Genomic DNA, 20502 nt, shown 5'->3' with positions numbered 1-20502 from the left:
CTCAAATTTTTAAAGAACAGCCATAAATGGCAAAACTAAACGATTAAATGTTCGCTTAGTTTTGACATTTAGATGATGGTGGAGGATGACGGGATCGAACCGACGACCCCCTGCTTGCAAAGCAGGTGCTCTCCCAGCTGAGCTAATCCCCCAACGTCCCACTAAGTCTTGTTTCTGGCTGGTGGTGGGTCTGGTAGGACTTGAACCTACGACCCCTGCGTTATCAACACAGTGCTCTAACCAGCTGAGCTACAGACCCGTGGCTTTTATTGTCAACCGATAAGTGTGGGCACTAGGATTCAGCATCTTTCTCTAGAAAGGAGGTGATCCAGCCGCACCTTCCGATACGGCTACCTTGTTACGACTTTACCCCAGTCATGAACCCTGCCGTGGCAGTCGCCCTCCTTGCGGTTAGGCTAACGGCTTCTGGCAAAACCCACTCCCATGGTATGACGGGCGGTGTGTACAAGACCCGGGAACGTATTCACCGCGACATTCTGATCCGCGATTACTAGCGATTCCAGCTTCACGTAGTCGAGTTGCAGACTACGATCCGGACTACGATGCATTTTCTGAGATTAGCTCCCCCTCGCGGGTTGGCAACCCTCTGTATGCACCATTGTATGACGTGTGAAGCCCTACCCATAAGGGCCATGAGGACTTGACGTCATCCCCACCTTCCTCCGGTTTGTCACCGGCAGTCTCTTTAGAGTGCTCTTGCGTAGCAACTAAAGACAAGGGTTGCGCTCGTTGCGGGACTTAACCCAACATCTCACGACACGAGCTGACGACAGCCATGCAGCACCTGTGTTCACTTTCCCTTACGGGCACCTAATGTATCTCTACTTCGTTAGTGACATGTCAAGGGTAGGTAAGGTTTTTCGCGTTGCATCGAATTAATCCACATCATCCACCGCTTGTGCGGGTCCCCGTCAATTCCTTTGAGTTTTAATCTTGCGACCGTACTCCCCAGGCGGCTGACTTCACGCGTTAGCTACGTTACTCAGAATGTAAATTCCGAACAACTAGTCAGCATCGTTTAGGGCGTGGACTACCAGGGTATCTAATCCTGTTTGCTCCCCACGCTTTCGTGCATGAGCGTCAGTGTTATCCCAGGGGGCTGCCTTCGCCATTGGTATTCCTCCACATATCTACGCATTTCACTGCTACACGTGGAATTCTACCCCCCTCTGACACACTCTAGCTATACAGTCACAGGCGCCATTCCCAGGTTAAGCCCGGGGATTTCACGCCTGTCTTGTATAACCGCCTGCGCACGCTTTACGCCCAGTAATTCCGATTAACGCTTGCACCCTACGTATTACCGCGGCTGCTGGCACGTAGTTAGCCGGTGCTTATTCTTCAGGTACCGTCATTCCCGGACTGTGTTAGAGCCGGTGTTTCTTCCCTGACAAAAGAGCTTTACAACCCGAAGGCCTTCTTCACTCACGCGGCATTGCTGGATCAGGGTTTCCCCCATTGTCCAAAATTCCCCACTGCTGCCTCCCGTAGGAGTCTGGGCCGTGTCTCAGTCCCAGTGTGGCTGATCGTCCTCTCAGACCAGCTACTGATCGTCGCCTTGGTGGGCTTTTACCCCACCAACAAGCTAATCAGGCATCGGCCGCTCTAATCGCGCGAGGTCTTTCGATCCCCCGCTTTCCCCCTCAGGGCGTATGCGGTATTAGCACAGCTTTCGCTGCGTTATCCCCCACGATAAGGTACGTTCCGATGTATTACTCACCCGTTCGCCACTCGCCACCAGGTACAAGTACCCGTGCTGCCGTTCGACTTGCATGTGTAAGGCATGCCGCCAGCGTTCAATCTGAGCCAGGATCAAACTCTTCAGTTTAATTCCTGTGATCCTTGCGGATCGTCGCACTCATTCAAAAGAAATTGACTTGGTAATAAAACCAAATCTTTTTACTGTCTATGAGTACTATTTATTTACATCTGTCCCGAAGGACTTGATGCTTTCACTTAGTACCCACAATTATCGGTTGACTAATTTTTAAAGAGGGCTGCGCGTTTTTGTATTTCATAAAACGTTGCAGCAGAGAGATGAGACTTTATACCCCTTTTGAGGGTCCGTCAACACCTTTTGTAGTCTTTTTCTATAAAAAAGCGATGTTTTTTCCTACTTTTAAAATAAACCCATGTAGAACAAGGGTCTGGAGGTCGAAAATATTTTCAATTTTTTTTCGAAATATGCGGTTTTTCATGGAAAGGGCAGATAATTTCAGGCAAGTGTTCAGTTTTTAACTCTATTTATCGCCCTTTTATGTCTGTATTGCTATACCTAGGGAAAACCCTGTAATTAGCTCTTGTTTCTGCTAGTATGGTGCTATGCACAATAAATTAGCGAATAGTCACTTACCTAGTAAGCCCTATACGGCTGGCTTAGTCGTGCCTATTCGTGAATTACATGCGGGCCATAGAGAGCACATTCTTCAGCATCTTTTGCTGCTGAATGAAGAAGATCGTCGTCTTCGCTTCGGCACTCAAACCCCTGATGAGGTTATTCATCGCTATGTAAAGAGGCTTAATTTCAATAGAGATGCGATATTTGGCAGCTTTGACTCTCAGCTAAACCTGATTGGTATGGCTCATTTAGCGTATCTACCCGAAATAAAAGGCCAGCCACTAGCTGCAGAGTTTGGCGTATCGGTACTGCCTAATGGCCGGGGGCAGGGCATTGGTACCGCCCTATTGGCCCGCGCTTCGGTGCACTCTCGCAATACCCGTATCGAAACCTTATTCGTACATTGCCTGGCAAATAACCGGGCAATGATGCATCTGGCGCAAAAGGCGGGCATGCTTGTTGAGTATGCCCATGGTGATGCCGATGCTTATTTGAAATTACCGCCTGCAAATTCAGGCACGATTGTTGAAGAGGCTGCCAACGAGCAGTGGGCTGACTTTGACTATGCACTTAAACAAAACTTTAAGCGCTCAAACGATGTGTGGTCCTGGTTTCTTGGAAAGCAAGTCGTTCGCCCAACTTAATTTACGCTAGGCGCTCCGCGTAAAATCCAGCCAGCCAATAAAGACGCATCAGCATCACTTAACTTTGCATTTGCTGGCATTGGTACAACGCCCCAAGACCCCGAGCCACCTTTAATAATTTTGTTTTTTAGAAATACTATTGCGCTAGGATCGTTCGCATATTTTTTTGCAACAGCTTGATAGCTAGGGCCCACAATTTTTTTATCAAGCGCATGACATCCCAGGCAAGCATTTTGCTTTGCAAGTAAAACCGCCTTCGTATCGTCACTAGATGCCTTCGCACTTAGCGAACATAGTAAGAAGACGGTGGTGAGCAAACAAGATTTCAGATGTTGCATGGATAAATTCATTGCTCACCCCCCATCAAACAGCCTTACTGTTTTGGCATCGAGTTTGGCTGCGATTCATCTGCCTTACCTTGTTTTTCTAGGCGCGTTTTTTCTGCATCAGAAATAATGTCGAAATAGACGTACACATCTTTTACGCCGTCAACATTGCTAGTAACTTTCTTAGCAATCGCTGCCTCGTTTTGCGTCAGGATACCCATCAAATAAACACTACTACCTTCAGCAACAATTGCCATTGAATTCGATGGCAGCTTGTCTGTGAAAATCATTTGGGTTTTGATTTTAGATTCGAGGTAAGAATCATTCGCGCGTGCTGTAAAAGTGCTATTGGGTCCAAAGGCTAATTCATTAAAGACAGAGCGGGCGTTTTTCATTTCCTTTACAAAGGTGCCGGCCTGGCCCTTAATATCGGCATCCTTCACCTCACCAGTTAACAATACCTTTTGATTGAATGATGTCACGTTAATGTGCGCATTATCACCATAACGCTTGGCTAAAGCATTGCCGGCCTCTAACTCAATACCCTTATCAATTGCCTGCACAGCTGGGGAACGGCGATCAGCCAATACGCTTGCGCCTGCCACAACACCGCCAATAGCTAATACACCACAACCGGATAGGAAGGAGGAAATCAACATCGCGGCAAGTAATTTGATGATGAGAGTATTTCGCATATGCGTACCTTTTAATTAATTAATTTATTGATCGAGCAATAAATGATCTACGCCATCGCATAAGGCATGAAGCAAAACTAAATGCGTTTCTTGAATACGAGCAGTGCGAGTGGAGGGCGCGCACAGATGAATGTCATCAGCATCTAATAAGCTAGCAATCTTTCCGCCACCGTTACCAGTCAGGGCAATAATCTGTATCCCCATCTTTTTTGCAGCCTCAATTGCTCTCACTACGTTTTTTGAATTTCCTGAAGTGGAGATGCCAATTAAGATGTCGCCTTTCTTGCCGAGACCGCGCACTTGCTTGGCAAAGATTTCGTCATAGCTGTAGTCGTTTCCTACAGCAGTCAAAATGGATGTGTCTGTAGTCAGCGCAATCGCAGCCAACTCTTGTCGCTCCCTCTCAAAGCGACCAATCAGCTCGGCGGCGAAATGCTGCGCATCAGCAGCTGATCCGCCGTTACCGCAAGCCATTACCTTTCCGCCAGCGCGTAAACAGTTTGTCATCGCGACTATGCCGCGAGCAACCGGCTCAGGAAGTATTTTTTCAGCGGCTTGCTTTACAGCAATGCTGTCTAAAAAATGCTGGGATGCGCGAGCGCGCAAACGTTCGAGAGTATCTTTATCCATCACATTATTATGCGCCATAGTTCAGACAACCTGCCTACGCCACCCATGATTTCAAAAGCAACGTATTCTCTTACTTATTAATACTATTTTGCAAAAGATTGCCCAAATGGAATTAAGCTCCTTTGACTTTTTAAAACAACAGGACCTGCCAGCCGGCGCTTTATACATGGTTGCCACGCCAATTGGTAATTTGGGTGACATTACTTTGCGTGCACTGCATGTGCTTAACTCAGTAGACGGTATTGCCTGTGAAGATACAAGGCATAGCGCACCCCTGCTGCAACATTTTGGCATCCATAAGAAATGTGTCGCATTGCATGAGCACAATGAAATTACTGGTGCGCAAAACATTATTGAGCGCCTCGCTCAAAATGAACGCTGGGCGTACATTTCAGATGCTGGTACACCTGGAGTATCAGATCCCGGCGCAAGATTAGTGAACGCGGTAGAAAAGGCTGGCTTTCGCATTATTCCCATTCCCGGTGCAAGTGCGGTTTCTACTGCTATTTCTGCTGGCGGCTCTGTCATGCTGCCATCGGAAGGGCGCTTTCAGTTTCTTGGCTTTTGGCCAAATAAAGCAAAAGAGCGGGGCGCCCTTATTCAAGATATTCGTAGCAATTCAAAAACAAGCATCTTTTTTGAATCGCCACATCAAATTCGCGAGACCCTGATAACGCTGAGCAAAGAACTAGAGGCCGAGCGACAGGTAATAGTAGGTAGAGAACTGACCAAAAAGTTTGAGCAGCTGGTCACGCTCACTGTTGCAGATATTCCGGAGTGGCTTGAGCAAGCAGAGAGCCTCAGGGGTGAATTTATTATCTTAGTAGCTGGCCGCCAAGCCAATGCGGACGAGGCCCCTGAACATTCGGCGCTCTTGCTATGGGCTAACGCCCTGAGTCCTTACTTAGGCAGCAAAGAAATTGCTGCCGTGCTCGCTCAAACGCTTGGATTGAGCAAAAAAGAGGCGTACCAAGTTGCGCTAGATGCAAAAGGTCAAAACGAAGAGCAATAAAAAGCAGGCATCTAGCCAGCTTGATCGAGAGCGCTAAACCTTATTTAGTCGCTGGTGCAGCCTCTTTGGACTCCGCTGGAGCGCTAGCATCCTGGTAATTCAATTGCGCAACAGGTTTAATCAACTGCTCGGCAGAGGCAGCCGCATCAGTCCGTTTACCGTTATTTACATATACCAATAGCAACAAAATGATGATCAATGGCACAAAAAAGGTGGCAAACACCGTAATGATCAGCTGTTTGGGGGTTTTAATGATGCTGCCGTGCGCTTCGCTCATAGGACTTTTATAGTTTGACGGGTTTTAGAGTGGTTCTGCGATGATTATAACGAGAGCCTAAGGATATAGGCACTTACAATGGCGTAGTTAGCGAATTTCATACTGGCGCCCGTAGCTCAGTGGATAGAGTATTGGCCTCCGAAGCCAAGGGTCGCAGGTTCGATTCCTGCCGGGCGCACCAAAACAGAGGGGGTTTTGACCTACATCATGCGTGAATTCGTGAAAAAGGCTATCATTTCCTTCTAACTTATTGATTCTTATCATGTCAAATCATCTAAATTCTGCACTATCCGAGCCATCCATGGCCAATCCTTTGGCTCCAGATCTTCCGTTGCCGCACCGAAAGGTGATTCGTAGCTGGTTGATCCCCATGGCTCAAGGAGAAACAGTAAAAGCAATTGCCTTGCTGGCATTGGATGCTGTTTTATGGCTTGCCTGTATCGCAGGCACTATCTTTGTTGAGAGCGTGCTGATCAAAATCGTATTAGGCTTAGTTGCTGGCTTTGTTACTGGCCGCATCTTCATCTTGGGTCATGATGCTTGCCATCAAAGCTACACACCACACCGCGAACTGAATAAAGTATTGGGTCGCATTGCGTTCTTGCCATCTCTAACCCCATACAGCTTATGGGATGTAGGCCACAACGTTGTTCACCATGGCCAGACTAACCTCAAGGGCTTTGACTTTGTTTGGGCTCCATTATCAAAAGCGGAATTCGATGCACTGCCTGCTTGGCGCAAAGCCGTAGAGCGTCTCTACCGTAGTGGATGGGGCCCTGTTTTCTACTACCTCATTGAGATCTGGTGGAGACGTGAGTACTTCCCGAATGCAAAAAACAAACCTGGCGATCGTCCAATTTTCTTGAAAGATAATTTACTGGTAACTGGCTTTGCCATTATCTGGATTGCCTGTCTCATTGCCGGCGCCCTCGCTACCGGTCAATCTGTCTGGCTTGGCCTCATCACTGGTTTTGCTCTTCCTTTCCTGTTCTGGAATGGAATGATTGGTTTCGTGGTCTATGTTCACCATACCCACACTTCAGTGTCTTGGTATGACAAGAAATCTGAGTGGTTGCGCGCCCAGCCTTTTGTATCCACCACAGTGCATTTGACCTTTAATTGGATTTGGGGCTCTTTGATGCACCACATCATGGAGCACACAGCCCATCACGTAGATATGAGCGTTCCTCTATATCGCCTTCAAGAGGCTCAAAATACCCTGGAAACCATCCTTCCAGAGCGTATTTTTATCCAAAAGTTCTCTTGGGCATGGTATTTCGAGACGGCTCGTAAGTGCAAGCTCTATGATTTTGAAAACAAGGCTTGGCTCGATTTTGATGGCAATAAAACAGCCGATTCGGTACGAGTTGTCCTGAGCCCAGCCCCAGCGGGACAAAACGGGTAAAATAAAGGTTCTGTACAAGATTTGAATTGCCCGGATTGCCCATGACTACTTCGACTCCAGCTGCTACCCAAGAAACTTCACAGAGCCTTAAGTTCTGCTCCTCATGCAGTCGCGAAAAGCGTCTGGAAGGTGGCACCTGGATTCCGACAAGCAATCGTAAGCAGCGCTGGATTTGCGCAAGCTGTTTATACAACCGTACTCACCGTACGGGCTCAGCAAAAACCTAAATCTTCATTTAGTTTTACTAATTTACGATTGATTAATCCTCAACATAGGGATTGCTTTGGCGCTCTCTAGAGAACGTCGACATAGTCCACAGAATACTCAATGAAAACTCAAGACACATTTAAATTCGCAGAAACACATGAGTGGGCTAGCATCGAAGATGATGGGCTAGTTTGGGTGGGTATTAGTAATCATGCGCAAGAAGCTTTGGGTGATGTCATGTTTTTCCAAGCGCCAAAAATTGGCCAACAAGTAAAGCAGGGCGAAGCCATTGCTGCAATAGAGTCCGTTAAAGCGGCGAGCGATATTCATGCTCCCATCAGCGGTGAAATTATTGCTCTTAATGAAGAGGTGGATGTCAGCCCTGAGATGGTGAATACTCAGCCGTATTCAGTGTGGTTATTTAAAATTAAACCAACATCTCCTGAGATGCTGAGCTCTAACTTAAACGACTTAATGTCGCTCACACAATACGAGTCTAGCGCAGGCGCTTAGATAGCAATCGGATCGCGCTCTACCAACCATCGAATACGTGATGTTTTACTGATTCTTCCCGTGGAATCTTGGCGCAACTCTTGATCAATTATCTCAAGCGCTTCTTGTAGCGCCTTACGATTGCCTGACTCAATTAATAATTGGGCGCGCTCTGCGCCCGCCACTCGCATGACTGGCTTTGGCACTGGGTCATATACCTTGAGCTCTCTCGTAATCAGGCCCTTAATTTTTATACGCGCCTTGAGTTCATTCAAAAACTGAATTGCCTTATCTAGGCTTTTACCTTCTGCATGAATGAATGCTTGATAGGAGTAGGGCGGTAATTTTGCCTCTTCGCGCTCTTTAGCAGTAAATGCTAAAAATCCATCGACATCGTGTCTTAATAAATACTGAAATACCGGCGCCTCTGGGTATTGTGTCTCGATATAAATATCTCCCCCAGCCTCACCTTTGGTGCCGGATCTTCCTGCGCGCCCGGCCACTTGAACTAACTGCGCAAATAATCTTTCGGCCGCTCTAAAGTCTGCCGAATAGAGTCGACTATCTGCGTCTAACACGGCTACTAATCCAATGTTTTGATAGTCATGTCCTTTAGCAATCATTTGAGTGCCAACGACAATATCAACATTGCCATCATGTATTTTCGTAAAAAGAGCTTCTGCCCCTTTACTCTTTCTACTTGAGTCTGTGTCGACCCGCAGCACTCTCGCTTGCGGCCACATTTCTTCAATGGCATCTTCTAACTTTTGAGTCCCATGACCAAGTGTTTTAAGGTCTGCATTTCCACAATCAGGACAAAACTGTGGGATTGGCTTTACCAACCCACAATGGTGACAATTTAATACGGATCTCTTGCTTAATGCGCCAGCCTTATGCATTACTGTGTAGGTAGAGCATTGAGTGCATTTTGATAGCCAATTACATGCTGAGCAACTGAGTACCGGGGCATAACCGCGCCGATTAATCAAAATCAAACTTTGCTTTTTTTCTGCAAGTGATTTGCTAATGGCATTTGCAAGTTTTTTTGTAATGAGGCTTTTTTGCTTTGGCGCACCTGCATCGCCTGGGCTAAATTGATTTTGTGGATCACGTGTATTAATTAAGTGCACACTAGGTAGAGCTGCGCCTTGGGCGCGCTGATCAAGTCGAATATTTTCATAGCGACCCGATTGAGCGGCCAACCAGGTTTCTATTGACGGCGTGGCTGATGATAAGAGGATGGGGATTTTTTGATCATGCGCTCTCCAGATTGCTAAATCTCTTGCCGAATATCTAGTTCCATCTTGTTGCTTATAAGATGGATCGTGCTCTTCGTCCACCACGATGGCGCGTAAATTTGGCATAGGCGTCAAAGCTGCTAGCCTCGTTCCCAAAATAATTTGTGCTTTGCCAGTCATTGCTTCATACCAAGCAACGCCTCTTTTCTTTTCGCTGACACCGCTATGTAATACCGCCATTTTTTCATCTGGGAAGTAGGCTCTTACGCGTCTTTCTAGTTGCGGAGTTAAGTTAATTTCTGGCACTAGTAAAAGTACTTGAGCACCCTCTTCTTTAAGTGTGCTTGCAAGCCAATTGAGAAAGACGGCCGTCTTACCACTCCCCGTTTGGCCCTGCAATAAAATTGTCCTAAATTGATTTTCTTTTTGACCATCTGCCAGCAGTTGAGATAAGGCGATCTTTTGATCGGAATTCAATTGCTCTACCGTAATCAAACCTTCTGCCTCTGCAACAAGCTTTTTTTTACCTTTTTTGTCTGCAGATCCCAGTTTTTCCGGTATTTTTTCCCATTGATCTGCTTTTTTCCACATCTGCGGTATGACCGGTAATACGGTTTCCCCTAAACCGTGGATGTAATACTGACTGCTAAAGCTCATTAATCGCAATAAAGCGGGGTCCAATACAGGAAGTGGCGCCAAACGATCCACGTATTTGAGCTTTCCGATCTCATAATCGGAGTGATTGCTCACCCTTACTATCAGCCCAATCTCTTTAGACCGGGCAAAGGGCACCTCAACCACATTACCAATTTCAGGGAATCTGCCTAATTTTTCAATATCCCATAGGTAATCAAAGCCCTGAACTAAAGGCTTATCTACTACTACCTGCACTACGATAGGCTGAGGATCATTTACTAAAATTTGTTATTCAACCCTGTGGATAAGTCTGTGGATATCATTTGATGCTTTGCGTTTCTATAGTTATTTTATAGGAATGCCATCGTAGACAGAAAATCAATATTTTATTAATTTTCTATATTAATCAATGACTTAAAGCCAATTAATAAGGTAAAGATTCATAATTCTTACGAATCTCACTGTATTTTTTATTTTGCACATTTCTGTGCATAACTTTTACCAAAATACCGGCCTAAGTTAGCAATTACTTATAGTTATTGCTTTGTGCGCAAGGCTTTTGAGTGATTGATTACAGCTTCAGAGAGCGCCGCCACATTTTCGGGTGGGGTAAATTGGTTAATGCCGTGCCCTAGATTAAAAATATGGCCATCGAGGGGATGCAAACCAGGCTTTAATGCAGGAGCTCCCGCTAAGTCATTCAAGAGGCCCTCGGCAGCAGCTGCAACTTGTTTTGGTTCTGAGAACAAAATTAGCGGATCTAGGTTGCCCTGCAAAGCCAGCGGTTTGTTGACATCTAAAAGCTGCTGACGAGCACGGCTTAAGCGCATTGTCCAGTCAATCGCAATAACATCTGCCCCAATTTGCGCCATGTCATTTAACCAAATACCGCCGCCTTTAGTGAACATAATGATTGGGATCTTGCGCCCCTCATGTTCACGAGGTAATAGTGCAATCACTTTTTGCATAGCAGCCAAAGACATGCGCTGATACCAACCATCGGGAAGTAAGCCTCCCCAGGTATCAAAGATCATGAGTGCTTGTGCACCTGCCTTAACTTGCTCAATTAAATAAGCAGCCACGGACTGCACATTAATCTCCAGAATATGCTCAAGCAAATCTGGGCGACTAAACATCATAGTCTTGGCATGACGAAAATCGTCGGAGCCCGAACCATCAATCATGTAGCAAGCCAATGTCCATGGGCTGCCAGAAAAACCAATCAGCGGAACGCGCTGCTTACCATCTTGAATCAGTGCCTTGCGAATTTCTGACACAGCATCAAAAACATATTTGAGCTGATCCATATCTGCAACGCGTAATTTTTTTACCGCCTCTTCCGTGCGAAGGGGGTGGTCAAAACTGGGTCCTTCACCTGCTGTAAATTTCAGACCCAAACCCATTGCATCTGGAATGGTCAAAATATCTGAGAACAAAATCGCCGCATCTAATGGGTAGCGATCCAGTGGCTGAAGCGTTACCTCAGTTGCATAGGCTGGATTTTTAGCTAGGCCAAGAAAGCTTCCAGCTCTTGCGCGGGTTGCGTTGTACTCCGGCAGGTAGCGACCCGCTTGACGCATAAGCCAAAGCGGCGTTTGATCAACCGCTTCGCCCAAGCAGGCTTTTAAAAATCGGTCATTTAACAACAAGGAAATGTCCGATTCTTATTTTTTACGACGGAAACGAGCAATCGCAGCCAGCTGTGCTGCTGCCATGGCAAACTCTGATTGAGCTAAAGCCAAATCAAATTCAGTACCACGATTTTGCATAGCCTCTTCAGCGCGCTTCTTAGCTTCGATAGCTTTTGCTTCATCCAAGTCATGACCGCGAATAGCGGTGTCTGCCAATACAGTGACATGATCCGGCTGCACTTCTAAATAGCCACCTGCAACGAATACAAACTCTTCATCGCCATCAGCTTTTTCAATACGAACTGAGCCTGGACGAATGCGTGTAATCAAAGGAGTGTGGCCGCGTAAAATACCGAGCTCACCATTTTCTCCAGGAAGCGCTACAAACTTGGCTTCACCGCTGAAAATAGATTGCTCAGCACTTACTACATCGACGCGTATGGTTGACATAATTTCCCTAGATGAATTCGATTAAAGCTTCTTAGCTTTCTCGATGGCTTCATCAATTGAACCCACCATGTAGAACGCCTGCTCTGGCAAGTGATCCAATTCTCCGCTGCAAATCATTTTGAAACCACGGATAGTTTCTTTCAATGGAACGTATTTGCCTGGTGAGCCAGTAAATACTTCAGCAACGTGGAAAGGCTGGGACAAGAAACGTTGAATCTTACGTGCACGTGACACAGCTAATTTGTCTTCTGGTGACAACTCGTCCATACCCAAAATAGCAATAATGTCGCGCAACTCTTTGTAACGCTGCAAAGTCATCTGAACTTCACGAGCCACATCATAGTGCTCTTGACCAACTACTTGTGGGTCAAGCTGACGGCTGGTTGAGTCCAGTGGATCAACTGCTGGATAAATACCCAAAGCAGCAATATCACGTGACAACACCACTGTGGAGTCTAAGTGTAAGAAGGTTGTAGCTGGTGATGGATCGGTCAAGTCATCCGCAGGAACGTAAACGGCCTGAATAGACGTAACAGAACCAGTCTTTGTTGAAGTAATACGCTCTTGCAACTTACCCATCTCTTCAGCCAATGTTGGCTGATAACCCACAGCAGATGGCATACGACCGAGCAACGCTGATACTTCAGTACCGGCGAGTGTGTAGCGATAAATGTTATCGACGAAGAACAAAATGTCACGGCCCTCGTCACGGAAAGCTTCAGCCATTGTCAAACCAGTCAACGCAACACGCAAACGGTTGCCTGGAGGCTCGTTCATCTGACCAAACACCATCGCTACTTTATCTACAACGTTAGATTCTTTCATCTCGTGATAGAAGTCATTGCCTTCACGAGTACGCTCACCAACACCAGCAAACACAGATAAGCCCGAGTGTTGCTTAGCGATGTTGTTAATCAATTCCATCATGTTTACGGTCTTACCAACACCCGCGCCGCCGAACAAACCAACCTTACCGCCTTTGGCAAATGGGCAAACTAAGTCAATAACCTTAATACCGGTTTCTAACAAGTCAACGGATGGTGAGAGTTCATCAAACTTTGGTGCTGGCTGGTGAATAGCGCGACGCTCTTCAGTAGCAATGGGACCTGCATCGTCAATTGGGCGGCCTAAAACATCCATAATGCGGCCCAATGTTGCTGGACCAACAGGTACGGAAATTGGAGCACCAGTCGACTTTACTTGCATGCCGCGACGTAATCCATCACTAGCACCCATAGCAATTGCGCGAACTACGCCATCACCAATTTGTTGCTGAACTTCAAAGGTCAAACCTTTTTCAGCAAATGATTTTTCTCCGCTCTCAACTAATGTCAAGGCTTCATAAATGTTTGGCATGTTGTCACGTGGGAACTGAATGTCCACCACTGGACCGATACACTGCACGATATTTCCGTTACTCATCGCATTTCTCCGCTTTTAATTCCTGAATTCTTTCGTATTCCTAAACGCTGACCGCTTAAACCGCAGCCGCTCCGCCAACAATCTCTGACAACTCTTTAGTAATAGCAGCCTGTCGTGTTTTGTTGTACACCAATTGCAATTCGCCAATCACATTCTTCGCATTATCTGAAGCGGCCTTCATTGAGACCATTCGTGCAGATTGTTCTGAAGCCATGTTTTCAGCAACAGCTTGATAAATCATTGCTTCTACATAACGCTTGAGCAAGCCATTCAAGATGGACTCCGCATCAGGTTCGTAGATGTAATCCCAAGAATTTGCTGCCTTCTCTTCTGGAGTCAATGCAACTGGCTCCAGTGGTAAGAGTTTTTCTAAAACAGGCTCTTGTTTCATTGCATTTACAAAGCGGTTATATGCCAAATAAACAGCATCAATTTCGCCGCGCTCAAACGCTTCTAACTGGGCAGTAATTGCACCAATCAACACATCCATGTGTGGCGTATCGCCAATTTGAGTTGTTTGAGAAATCAGTTTTGCTTTTGAACGGTTCAAAAACTGGAGGCCTTTCGAGCCGATAGCAGTGTATTCAATATCAATATTGCTGCCTTGCATATCGCGCACTTGGTTTGCAATCAGACGCAATACGTTGGTGTTTAGTCCGCCGCATAAACCTTTGTCTGTTGTAACCAAAATCGTGCCAATTTTCTTTACATCACGAGTCGCCATGTAAGCAGGGCGGAACTCAGGATTTGCTTTTGAAAGATTGGCAACAATCTCACGAATTTTTTCAGCATAAGGACGCGCGTTACGCATGCGCTCTTGGGCGCGACGCATCTTGGATGCGGCGACCATTTCCATTGCCTTCGTGATCTTGCGCGTATTTTGCACGCTCTTGATCTTAGATCGTATCTCTTTTGTGCTTGCCATGATTTATGCGAGCCCTCTTAGAAAGAGGCTGAACGCTTGTAATCCTCAATCGCGGAACGCAAAGCAGCTTCATCATCTTTGCTCAAGTCTTTGGTCTCTTCAATACGGCCAACTAAATCAGCGTATTTTGATTTCAAATGATCTTGTAAGCCTTTTTCAAATGCCAATACATGCTTTACTTCAAGATCATCAAAGTAGCCGTTGTTCATGGCATAAAGTGAGGCGGCCATTTCCCAAACCTGCAAAGGCTTGTACTGCGCCTGTTTACACAACTCAGTAACACGCTTACCGCGCTCGAGTTGTTTACGCGTTGCATCATCAAGATCAGATGCAAACTGTGCAAACGCTGCTAATTCACGATACTGAGCTAAGTCGGTACGAATACCGCCGGACAATTTTTTGATCACTTTAGTCTGAGCTGCGCCACCAACGCGTGACACAGAAATACCGGCGTTAATCGCAGGACGTACGCCAGCATTAAACAAGTCGGTTTCCAAGAAGATCTGACCGTCAGTAATCGAAATCACGTTAGTCGGAACGAATGCAGAAACGTCGCCAGCTTGAGTCTCAATAATTGGCAATGCAGTCAAAGAACCCGTCTTACCTTTTACTGAACCATTTGTAAATTTCTCAACATATTCAGCATTCACACGAGCAGCGCGCTCAAGTAAACGTGAGTGGAGATAGAACACATCGCCAGGGTAAGCTTCGCGGCCTGGTGGGCGACGCAAGAGCAAAGAAATCTGACGATATGCAACCGCTTGTTTTGTTAAATCATCGTAAACGATCAGCGCATCTTCACCACGATCGCGGAAGTATTCACCCATTGTGCAACCTGCATATGCAGAGAGGTACTGCATCGCTGCAGACTCAGAAGCACTTGCTGCTACAACAACGGTGTATTCCATTGCGCCGAGCTCAGTGAGCTTGCGCACAACGTTAGCAATAGTAGAGGCTTTTTGACCAATCGCAACGTAAACGCAATAAACGCCTTTACCTTTTTGGTTAATGATCGCGTCAACTGCAACTGCTGTCTTACCTGTTTGACGGTCACCAATGATCAGCTCGCGCTGGCCACGGCCGATTGGAACCATTGCATCAATCGCCTTCAAGCCAGTTTGAACTGGCTGGCTAACGGATTGACGAGCGATAACGCCTGGAGCAACTTTTTCGATAAAGTCAGTTAACTTGGTATTGATTGGGCCCTTGCCATCAATCGGCTGACCTAGTGCGTTTACAACGCGACCGAGCAACTCTGGGCCAACTGGAACTTCCAAAATACGACCAGTACATTTAACTGGGTCGCCTTCTTTAATATGGGTGTACTCACCCAACACTACGGCACCAACTGAATCACGCTCAAGGTTCAAAGCGAGGCCGATGGTGTTGTTCGGGAACTCCAACATCTCGCCCTGCATAACACCAGATAAGCCGTGTACGCGGCAAATACCGTCGGTCACTGAAATTACAGTGCCTTCGTTACGAAGTTGGGAATCAACACCCATTTCGCTAATTCGGCTTTTGATCAGTTCACTGATCTCGGAAGGGTTGAGTTGCATTACTTACTCCTGGGTCTTATTTCGTATGTTCTTAATAGGGATAACTTATGCGCCAAGACTTGCTTGCATTTGAGCCAGCTGTGCCTTAACTGAACTATCCATTACCTCATCTCCAACTTGAATGCGAACTCCGCCAATCAATTCTGGATCTACTTGGATAGTTGGGCGCAATTCTTTGCCCCCAAAGCGTTTCTTCAAACTTGACAACAAATCATTTAACGCAGAACCCTCTAATGGGAATGCGCTAGTAATCATTACTTCTGCTGCACCTTCGCTCTGATTCTTCATTGCCTCAAACTGAAGAGCAATTTCAGGCATGGCTGATAGGCGATGGCTTTGATTTACAAGACTTAAAAAACTGGTGACTTTACTATCCAGCTTAGTCTTCACCATGCCAGACAGCAGCTTGCTTACGTCAGCTGCAGATACTTTTGGATTATTTGATAAAGCAGCAACTTCTGGCAATGCAGCAAGCTGCGCCAATTCATTTAACTGCTCTAAACAAGTAGCAAACTCAGCAGGCTTGGCACTTTGAAAAAGTGCTTCAGCATAAGGGCGTGCAATCGTGGCTAATTCAGCCATATCAAAGTTCTGCCTTTAATTGATCAAGCAATGCGCCGTGGGCTTTTGCATCCACTTCACGACGCAAAATTTGCTCTGCGCCTTTAACAGCCAACACAGCGACTTCGGCGCGCAATACTTCACGGGCACGAGTAACTTGTTGATCTGCATCTTGCTTAGCTTGAGAAATAATACGGGCTGCTTCAGCTTGTGCATTTGCGCGAATTTCTTCAGCGGACATTTGTGCACGTTTTTCTGCTTCTGCAACACGCTGCACACCTTCTTGGCGTGCTTTAGATAATTCTTGCTCTGCTTCATTGCTTGCTAATGCGAGTGCTTCTTTACCACGCTCGGCAGCCGCTAAGCCGTCAGCAATTTTGCTTGAACGCTCATCTAACGCCTTAACTAGCGGTGGCCACACAAAGCGTGCAACAACCCACCATAAGACGAAGAAAACGATCATTTGCGCGAATAGGGTCGCGTTCAGATTCACGATATTCCTTTCAGTATTGTTAAGAACGGTTGGATGACCCGGTGGTCATCCACGCCAAAACAATTACTTAATAACTGCGAGCAGTGGGTTTGCGAAGGCAAACAACATTGCAACACCAACGCCGATCAAAAACGCAGCGTCGATCAAACCAGCCAAAAGAAACATCTTAGTTTGGAGTGGCTCCATCAATTCTGGTTGACGTGCGCAAGCTTCGATGTACTTGCCGCCCATCAATGCAATACCTAAACAAGCACCGATCGCGCCGAGGCCGATGATGATGCCGATAGCGATTGCTGTGAAACCTTGAATATTTGCGAGAAATTGTTGCATGTTGCTGACTCCTGAAGTTAAAGAGATAAGTTAAAAATAAAAATCTTAGTGGTGGCTATGCGCTTGCCCGATGTAGACCAAAGTCAACATCATGAAAATAAAGGCTTGCAACAAAATAACCAAAATGTGGAAGATGGCCCAAGCTGATCCAGCAATAACATGGCCCACCAATCCGAACAGGGATAAATCTAAATTAAATGTCCACACGCTACCTAGCAATGCGATCAATAAGAAAACCAATTCGCCGGCATACATATTGCCGAACAATCGCATTCCTAATGAAACGCCCTTAGCAAGATATTCGATAATGTTCAAAGCGAGGTTGAAGGGGGCTAAGTACCACTTTGCGCCAAATGGTGCTGATACCAATTCGTGTAAGAAGCCACCAAAACCCTTGACCTTAAAGCTATAGAAGAAAACCAAAAGCAATACAGACATGGACATGCCCATGGTGGCATTCAGATCGGTTGTGGGTACCACCTTATGGTGTGGAACGTGAACACCAAAACTTTCGATGAAATGATTAACGCCCAACACCCAATCTACAGGAATCAAATCGAGGGTATTTAAGAGGATGATCCAAAAGAATACAAATAAGGCAAGCGGCGCAATGAAAGAGCGATCACCATGAACAATGCTTTTAGATTGTGTCTCGGCCATCTCCACAATCATTTCGATAAAACACTGGAAGCGGCCCGGCACACCTGGGGTTGCACGACGCGCTGCGATCAACAAAATAAATACCGTGAGCAAACCCATCAGGGAAGCCCAAAAGATAGTGTCTAAATTGATAACACTGAAATCAATGATCGAGGTTTGGGCGGACCCAATATTGTTAAGGTTTTGTAAATGCTCTGAGATATACGCTGTTGGCGTCATTTGCTCGGCTGCCGCGTGGGCTTGGTTTACTTCGCTAGACATCTCTTAACTAGTCCTTAGATTCAATCTCGTTTATTACTCTTAGCGCCACAACCACGCCAGCCAAACACACTTAAGGGCAAGTACATAAGTCACCAATAAAGGGACCCAAAATACGCCCGGGACCCAATATGCAATCCCCAAAAACAGCATCAATGTAACGACGATTTTGATAAATTCGCCTGAAACCAATGCCGTCAAATAATTCCCTGGATTTAAGACTTGCGTTTTTTTTGCCAACTCCAACCTGATTAAAAACAGGGCCGAAGGCAAAACGCTAGTTAAACCACCTAAAAAGGCCGACTGAGTATAAAGGTTTATCCCAATCGAGTCCCCAAAAAAGGACCAAAACACCATACTGAACGCAGTGAGCACTATTTGCGCAGCCAAAATCTTCCATGGCGACAGTGGGGGGTAATTAAGGGCATTGCTTGCTTGCAGCGCCCTCATCTCCTCTTTACTTACAACCCGGTATGTCTCTTCTTCAGATTCATCCCAGTCACCTGCCTCGGAAAATCGATTTTTTTGAGGAATCAATTTAGCCCCGTGAGTTTAATGTGTGCACTGCAATAGGTCAAATGTTTTGGGGTCATTTTTTAAGCCTTTTAAGCCTCGACGCCCAGCTTTTTTAACAAAGAATCCAGCTCATCAAATTGGCTAAAGCGGATTCTGAGCTCGCCGCCTTTGCCCTTAAACTTAAATTCTGCATTTAAGCCTATTAAATCGGCGATTTCTTGAGTTAAGCGACGCATGTCTGGATCGCGGCTTGGTGCGCCGCCCTCCGCCTTGGTTTTAGCTTTCTTGTCCCCAATTTGACCGCCAGCAAGCGCTAGGGCAGTAGCCATTCTCTCGGCTTCACGAACGGATAGGCCCTGGGCTGCAATTCTTTGTGCCAAAGCGACTTGGCTGGCTCCCGGCAGGGGTAATAGAGCGCGGGCATGACCCATATCAATATCGCCGGCCAAGAGCATGGCTTGCACTGGTTTTGCCAGTTGATTTAAACGCAATAAATTACTCACGGCGCTACGTGATTTACCAACTGCTTTTGCTGCTTGCTCATGCGTAAAACCAAACTCCTCAATCAACCTAGCGAGGCCTTGAGACTCTTCCAGCGGATTTAAATCTTCGCGCTGCATATTCTCAACTAAAGCCATTGCAGCAGCAGCTTGATCATTCGCTCCAGAAACTAATACAGGCACCTCTTTTAAGCCGGCCAAAGTTGCCGCACGAAAGCGACGCTCACCAGCAATAATTTCGTATTTTCCAGGGGCAACCAAACGCACTAACAAGGGCTGCATCACACCTTGCTCGCGAATACTTTCGGCCAACTCTTGCAATGCACCCGCTTCCATTTTTTGACGCGGCTGATATTTGCCAGCCTGCAATGCGCTTAATGGCAAACGATTAATTTCAGCTGTGGTTTCTTTTTGTGCCTTATCGCCGAGAAGTGCCTCTAAGCCACGACCTAAACCTTTTTTCTTGATTGCAACCATAATATTTTTATTGTTCCTAGGTTTTACATTTGCTTAATGCGCTCAATCATCTCAGCGCCAAACTCCAAGTAGGCTTTGGCACCACGCGATGTCTTATCAAACGCCACCCCAGGAAGGCCGTAGGACGGGGCTTCTGCCAGGCGGACGTTGCGGGGAATGATGCTCTTAAATACTTTGTCGCCAAAGTGCTCAAGCAATTGATCAGAAACTTGTTGTTGCAAAGTCATGCGCGGATCAAACATCACGCGCAATAAACCGATAATCACTAAATCAGGATTTAAGTTTGCGTGAACTTGCTTAATCGTGTTCACTAAATCCGAGAGGCCTTCTAATGCAAAGTATTCACACTGCATTGGTACGATGACGCCATTCGCTGCACATAATCCATTGAGCGTTAACAAAGATAGTGCAGGAGGACAGTCAATCAAAATAAAGTCGTAGTCATTCGCAACAAGAGCAAGCGCATCTTTCAATCTTTGTTCGCGTGAATCTAAATCTACCAACTCAATTTCTGCGCCAGCTAAATCGCGATTTGCTGGCAACACATCATAGCCAGAACTCTCGCAAGGTACTGCAGATTCTTTTACTGTCGAAAGTCCGATCAAGACTTGGTACACAGTGCTGTTGAGATCTGCTTTTTCAATTCCTGAGCCCATCGTCGCATTACCTTGTGGATCCAAATCCACCAATAAAACACGTTGCTGGTGTCCAGCTAAACCAGCGGCCAAATTCACGGCAGTAGTCGTTTTACCAACGCCGCCTTTTTGATTTGCAATACAGAATATTTTGGCCATAATTT

22 protein-coding genes, 3 tRNA genes and 1 rRNA gene are annotated in these 20502 nt (G+C 46.2%); 6 read left to right on the top strand and 20 right to left on the bottom strand.

Annotated elements, in window-relative coordinates; translation table 11 throughout:
• Positions 1-76: 76 nt before the first annotated feature.
• The 3 genes from C2747_RS00190 to C2747_RS00180 all read right to left on the bottom strand — a co-directional run bounded on the left by C2747_RS00190 (position 77) and on the right by C2747_RS00180 (position 1849).
• Positions 77-152: transfer RNA gene (locus tag C2747_RS00190), tRNA-Ala, on the bottom strand.
• Between the two features lie 30 nt (positions 153-182).
• Positions 183-259 (bottom strand) — tRNA-Ile (locus C2747_RS00185).
• A gap of 57 nt (positions 260-316) precedes the next feature.
• Positions 317-1849: ribosomal RNA gene (locus C2747_RS00180) — 16S ribosomal RNA — on the bottom strand.
• Positions 1850-2343: 494 nt separating this feature from the next.
• On the opposite strand from C2747_RS00180, the gene C2747_RS00175 reads away from it, so the two are divergent.
• The gene (locus C2747_RS00175) at positions 2344-3003 is read left to right on the top strand and encodes a GNAT family N-acetyltransferase (RefSeq protein WP_215331766.1); all 660 of its coding nucleotides are present in this window, start codon (positions 2344-2346) and stop codon (positions 3001-3003) included.
• On the opposite strand, the gene C2747_RS00170 is transcribed toward C2747_RS00175, so the two are convergent.
• Genes C2747_RS00170 through C2747_RS00160 form a run of 3 tightly spaced genes read right to left on the bottom strand, consistent with a single transcriptional unit; the run spans position 3000 to position 4654 of the window.
• The gene (locus C2747_RS00170) at positions 3000-3353 is read right to left on the bottom strand and encodes a c-type cytochrome (RefSeq protein WP_251374767.1); all 354 of its coding nucleotides are present in this window, start codon (positions 3351-3353) and stop codon (positions 3000-3002) included. The two genes, C2747_RS00175 and C2747_RS00170, sit on opposite strands and share 4 nt — an antisense overlap.
• A 23-nt stretch (positions 3354-3376) precedes the next feature.
• A complete protein-coding gene (locus C2747_RS00165) occupies positions 3377-4024 on the bottom strand; it encodes a BON domain-containing protein (RefSeq protein WP_215331765.1) in 648 nt (215 codons plus the stop codon).
• Positions 4025-4048: 24 nt separating this feature from the next.
• Positions 4049-4654 (bottom strand): phosphoheptose isomerase, encoded by a 606-nt coding sequence (locus C2747_RS00160; protein ID WP_215331764.1) that lies wholly within the window; start codon positions 4652-4654, stop codon positions 4049-4051.
• Between the two features lie 106 nt (positions 4655-4760).
• Between C2747_RS00160 and rsmI the strand changes: the two genes are divergently transcribed.
• Positions 4761-5666, top strand: a complete 906-nt coding sequence (rsmI, locus tag C2747_RS00155) for a 16S rRNA (cytidine(1402)-2'-O)-methyltransferase (RefSeq protein ID WP_215331763.1) — start codon at positions 4761-4763, stop codon at positions 5664-5666.
• Between the two features lie 40 nt (positions 5667-5706).
• Here rsmI and C2747_RS00150 read toward each other — a convergent pair whose 3' ends face one another.
• Complete coding sequence (locus C2747_RS00150; protein ID WP_251369207.1) at positions 5707-5943, bottom strand: hypothetical protein; 237 nt, start codon at positions 5941-5943, stop codon at positions 5707-5709.
• Between the two features lie 105 nt (positions 5944-6048).
• Here C2747_RS00150 and C2747_RS00145 point away from each other — a divergent pair.
• From C2747_RS00145 to gcvH, 4 genes are all read left to right on the top strand, one after another.
• A tRNA-Arg gene (locus tag C2747_RS00145) sits at positions 6049-6124 on the top strand.
• A gap of 189 nt (positions 6125-6313) precedes the next feature.
• On the top strand, positions 6314-7348 hold the full coding sequence (locus C2747_RS00140; RefSeq protein WP_251374876.1) for a fatty acid desaturase: 1035 nt from the start codon (positions 6314-6316) through the stop codon (positions 7346-7348).
• Positions 7349-7389: 41 nt separating this feature from the next.
• A complete protein-coding gene (locus C2747_RS00135) occupies positions 7390-7575 on the top strand; it encodes a hypothetical protein (RefSeq protein ID WP_041396810.1) in 186 nt (61 codons plus the stop codon).
• Between the two features lie 100 nt (positions 7576-7675).
• Positions 7676-8068, top strand: coding sequence for a glycine cleavage system protein GcvH (gene gcvH, locus C2747_RS00130; protein WP_215331762.1), 393 nt, complete (start codon positions 7676-7678; stop codon positions 8066-8068).
• Here gcvH and priA read toward each other — a convergent pair.
• The 13 genes from priA to C2747_RS00065 all read right to left on the bottom strand — a co-directional run bounded on the left by priA (position 8065) and on the right by C2747_RS00065 (position 20497).
• Positions 8065-10176, bottom strand: coding sequence for a replication restart helicase PriA (gene priA, locus C2747_RS00125; protein WP_251374766.1), 2112 nt, complete (start codon positions 10174-10176; stop codon positions 8065-8067). The two genes, gcvH and priA, sit on opposite strands and share 4 nt — an antisense overlap.
• 281 nt (positions 10177-10457) lie before the next feature.
• Positions 10458-11576 (bottom strand): uroporphyrinogen decarboxylase, encoded by a 1119-nt coding sequence (hemE, locus tag C2747_RS00120; protein WP_215332998.1) that lies wholly within the window; start codon positions 11574-11576, stop codon positions 10458-10460.
• A 9-nt stretch (positions 11577-11585) separates the two neighbouring features.
• A complete protein-coding gene (locus C2747_RS00115) occupies positions 11586-12002 on the bottom strand; it encodes a F0F1 ATP synthase subunit epsilon (protein ID WP_215331761.1) in 417 nt (138 codons plus the stop codon).
• Positions 12003-12023: 21 nt separating this feature from the next.
• On the bottom strand, positions 12024-13424 hold the full coding sequence (gene atpD, locus C2747_RS00110) for a F0F1 ATP synthase subunit beta (protein WP_215331760.1): 1401 nt from the start codon (positions 13422-13424) through the stop codon (positions 12024-12026).
• 55 nt (positions 13425-13479) lie between these two features.
• A complete protein-coding gene (gene atpG, locus C2747_RS00105; protein WP_215331759.1) occupies positions 13480-14349 on the bottom strand; it encodes a F0F1 ATP synthase subunit gamma in 870 nt (289 codons plus the stop codon).
• 17 nt (positions 14350-14366) lie between these two features.
• Positions 14367-15908 carry a F0F1 ATP synthase subunit alpha gene (gene atpA, locus C2747_RS00100; protein ID WP_215305616.1) on the bottom strand — a complete coding sequence of 514 codons (1542 nt, stop codon included), beginning with the start codon at positions 15906-15908 and terminating at the stop codon, positions 14367-14369.
• 45 nt (positions 15909-15953) lie between these two features.
• Complete coding sequence (locus tag C2747_RS00095; protein WP_215331758.1) at positions 15954-16490, bottom strand: F0F1 ATP synthase subunit delta; 537 nt, start codon at positions 16488-16490, stop codon at positions 15954-15956.
• Position 16491: 1 nt separating this feature from the next.
• Positions 16492-16962: a F0F1 ATP synthase subunit B gene (locus C2747_RS00090; RefSeq protein ID WP_215331757.1), complete on the bottom strand. Its 471-nt coding sequence runs from the start codon at positions 16960-16962 to the stop codon at positions 16492-16494.
• A 63-nt stretch (positions 16963-17025) separates the two neighbouring features.
• Positions 17026-17292, bottom strand: coding sequence for a F0F1 ATP synthase subunit C (gene atpE / locus C2747_RS00085; protein ID WP_012357116.1), 267 nt, complete (start codon positions 17290-17292; stop codon positions 17026-17028).
• 45 nt (positions 17293-17337) lie between these two features.
• Positions 17338-18213: a F0F1 ATP synthase subunit A gene (atpB, locus tag C2747_RS00080; protein ID WP_215331756.1), complete on the bottom strand. Its 876-nt coding sequence runs from the start codon at positions 18211-18213 to the stop codon at positions 17338-17340.
• A 39-nt stretch (positions 18214-18252) separates the two neighbouring features.
• The gene (locus C2747_RS00075) at positions 18253-18747 is read right to left on the bottom strand and encodes an ATP synthase subunit I (RefSeq protein WP_215331755.1); all 495 of its coding nucleotides are present in this window, start codon (positions 18745-18747) and stop codon (positions 18253-18255) included.
• A 68-nt stretch (positions 18748-18815) separates the two neighbouring features.
• A complete protein-coding gene (locus tag C2747_RS00070) occupies positions 18816-19706 on the bottom strand; it encodes a ParB/RepB/Spo0J family partition protein (RefSeq protein WP_433915522.1) in 891 nt (296 codons plus the stop codon).
• Positions 19707-19726: 20 nt separating this feature from the next.
• On the bottom strand, positions 19727-20497 hold the full coding sequence (locus C2747_RS00065; RefSeq protein WP_215331753.1) for a ParA family protein: 771 nt from the start codon (positions 20495-20497) through the stop codon (positions 19727-19729).
• Positions 20498-20502: the final 5 nt, after the last annotated feature.

The organism is Polynucleobacter corsicus (assembly GCF_018688255.1).
Lineage (GTDB): Bacteria > Pseudomonadota > Gammaproteobacteria > Burkholderiales > Burkholderiaceae > Polynucleobacter > Polynucleobacter corsicus.
This window is presented reverse-complemented; position numbering and strand designations above follow the sequence as displayed.

Excerpts from the sequence above, each read along its gene's own strand:
- C2747_RS00175 (WP_215331766.1), top strand. The coding sequence starts at position 2,344 with ATGCACAATAAATTAGCGAATAGTCACTTACCTAGTAAGCCCTATACG.
- C2747_RS00170 (WP_251374767.1), bottom strand. The coding sequence starts at position 3,353 with ATGAATTTATCCATGCAACATCTGAAATCTTGTTTGCTCACCACCGTC.
- C2747_RS00165 (WP_215331765.1), bottom strand. The coding sequence starts at position 4,024 with ATGCGAAATACTCTCATCATCAAATTACTTGCCGCGATGTTGATTTCC.
- C2747_RS00160 (WP_215331764.1), bottom strand. The coding sequence starts at position 4,654 with ATGGATAAAGATACTCTCGAACGTTTGCGCGCTCGCGCATCCCAGCAT.
- rsmI (WP_215331763.1), top strand. The coding sequence starts at position 4,761 with ATGGAATTAAGCTCCTTTGACTTTTTAAAACAACAGGACCTGCCAGCC.
- C2747_RS00150 (WP_251369207.1), bottom strand. The coding sequence starts at position 5,943 with ATGAGCGAAGCGCACGGCAGCATCATTAAAACCCCCAAACAGCTGATC.
- C2747_RS00140 (WP_251374876.1), top strand. The coding sequence starts at position 6,314 with ATGGCTCAAGGAGAAACAGTAAAAGCAATTGCCTTGCTGGCATTGGAT.
- C2747_RS00135 (WP_041396810.1), top strand. The coding sequence starts at position 7,390 with ATGACTACTTCGACTCCAGCTGCTACCCAAGAAACTTCACAGAGCCTT.
- gcvH (WP_215331762.1), top strand. The coding sequence starts at position 7,676 with ATGAAAACTCAAGACACATTTAAATTCGCAGAAACACATGAGTGGGCT.
- C2747_RS00115 (WP_215331761.1), bottom strand. The coding sequence starts at position 12,002 with ATGTCAACCATACGCGTCGATGTAGTAAGTGCTGAGCAATCTATTTTC.
- atpD (WP_215331760.1), bottom strand. The coding sequence starts at position 13,424 with ATGAGTAACGGAAATATCGTGCAGTGTATCGGTCCAGTGGTGGACATT.
- atpG (WP_215331759.1), bottom strand. The coding sequence starts at position 14,349 with ATGGCAAGCACAAAAGAGATACGATCTAAGATCAAGAGCGTGCAAAAT.
- atpA (WP_215305616.1), bottom strand. The coding sequence starts at position 15,908 with ATGCAACTCAACCCTTCCGAGATCAGTGAACTGATCAAAAGCCGAATT.
- C2747_RS00095 (WP_215331758.1), bottom strand. The coding sequence starts at position 16,490 with ATGGCTGAATTAGCCACGATTGCACGCCCTTATGCTGAAGCACTTTTT.
- atpE (WP_012357116.1), bottom strand. The coding sequence starts at position 17,292 with ATGCAACAATTTCTCGCAAATATTCAAGGTTTCACAGCAATCGCTATC.
- atpB (WP_215331756.1), bottom strand. The coding sequence starts at position 18,213 with ATGTCTAGCGAAGTAAACCAAGCCCACGCGGCAGCCGAGCAAATGACG.
- C2747_RS00065 (WP_215331753.1), bottom strand. The coding sequence starts at position 20,497 with ATGGCCAAAATATTCTGTATTGCAAATCAAAAAGGCGGCGTTGGTAAA.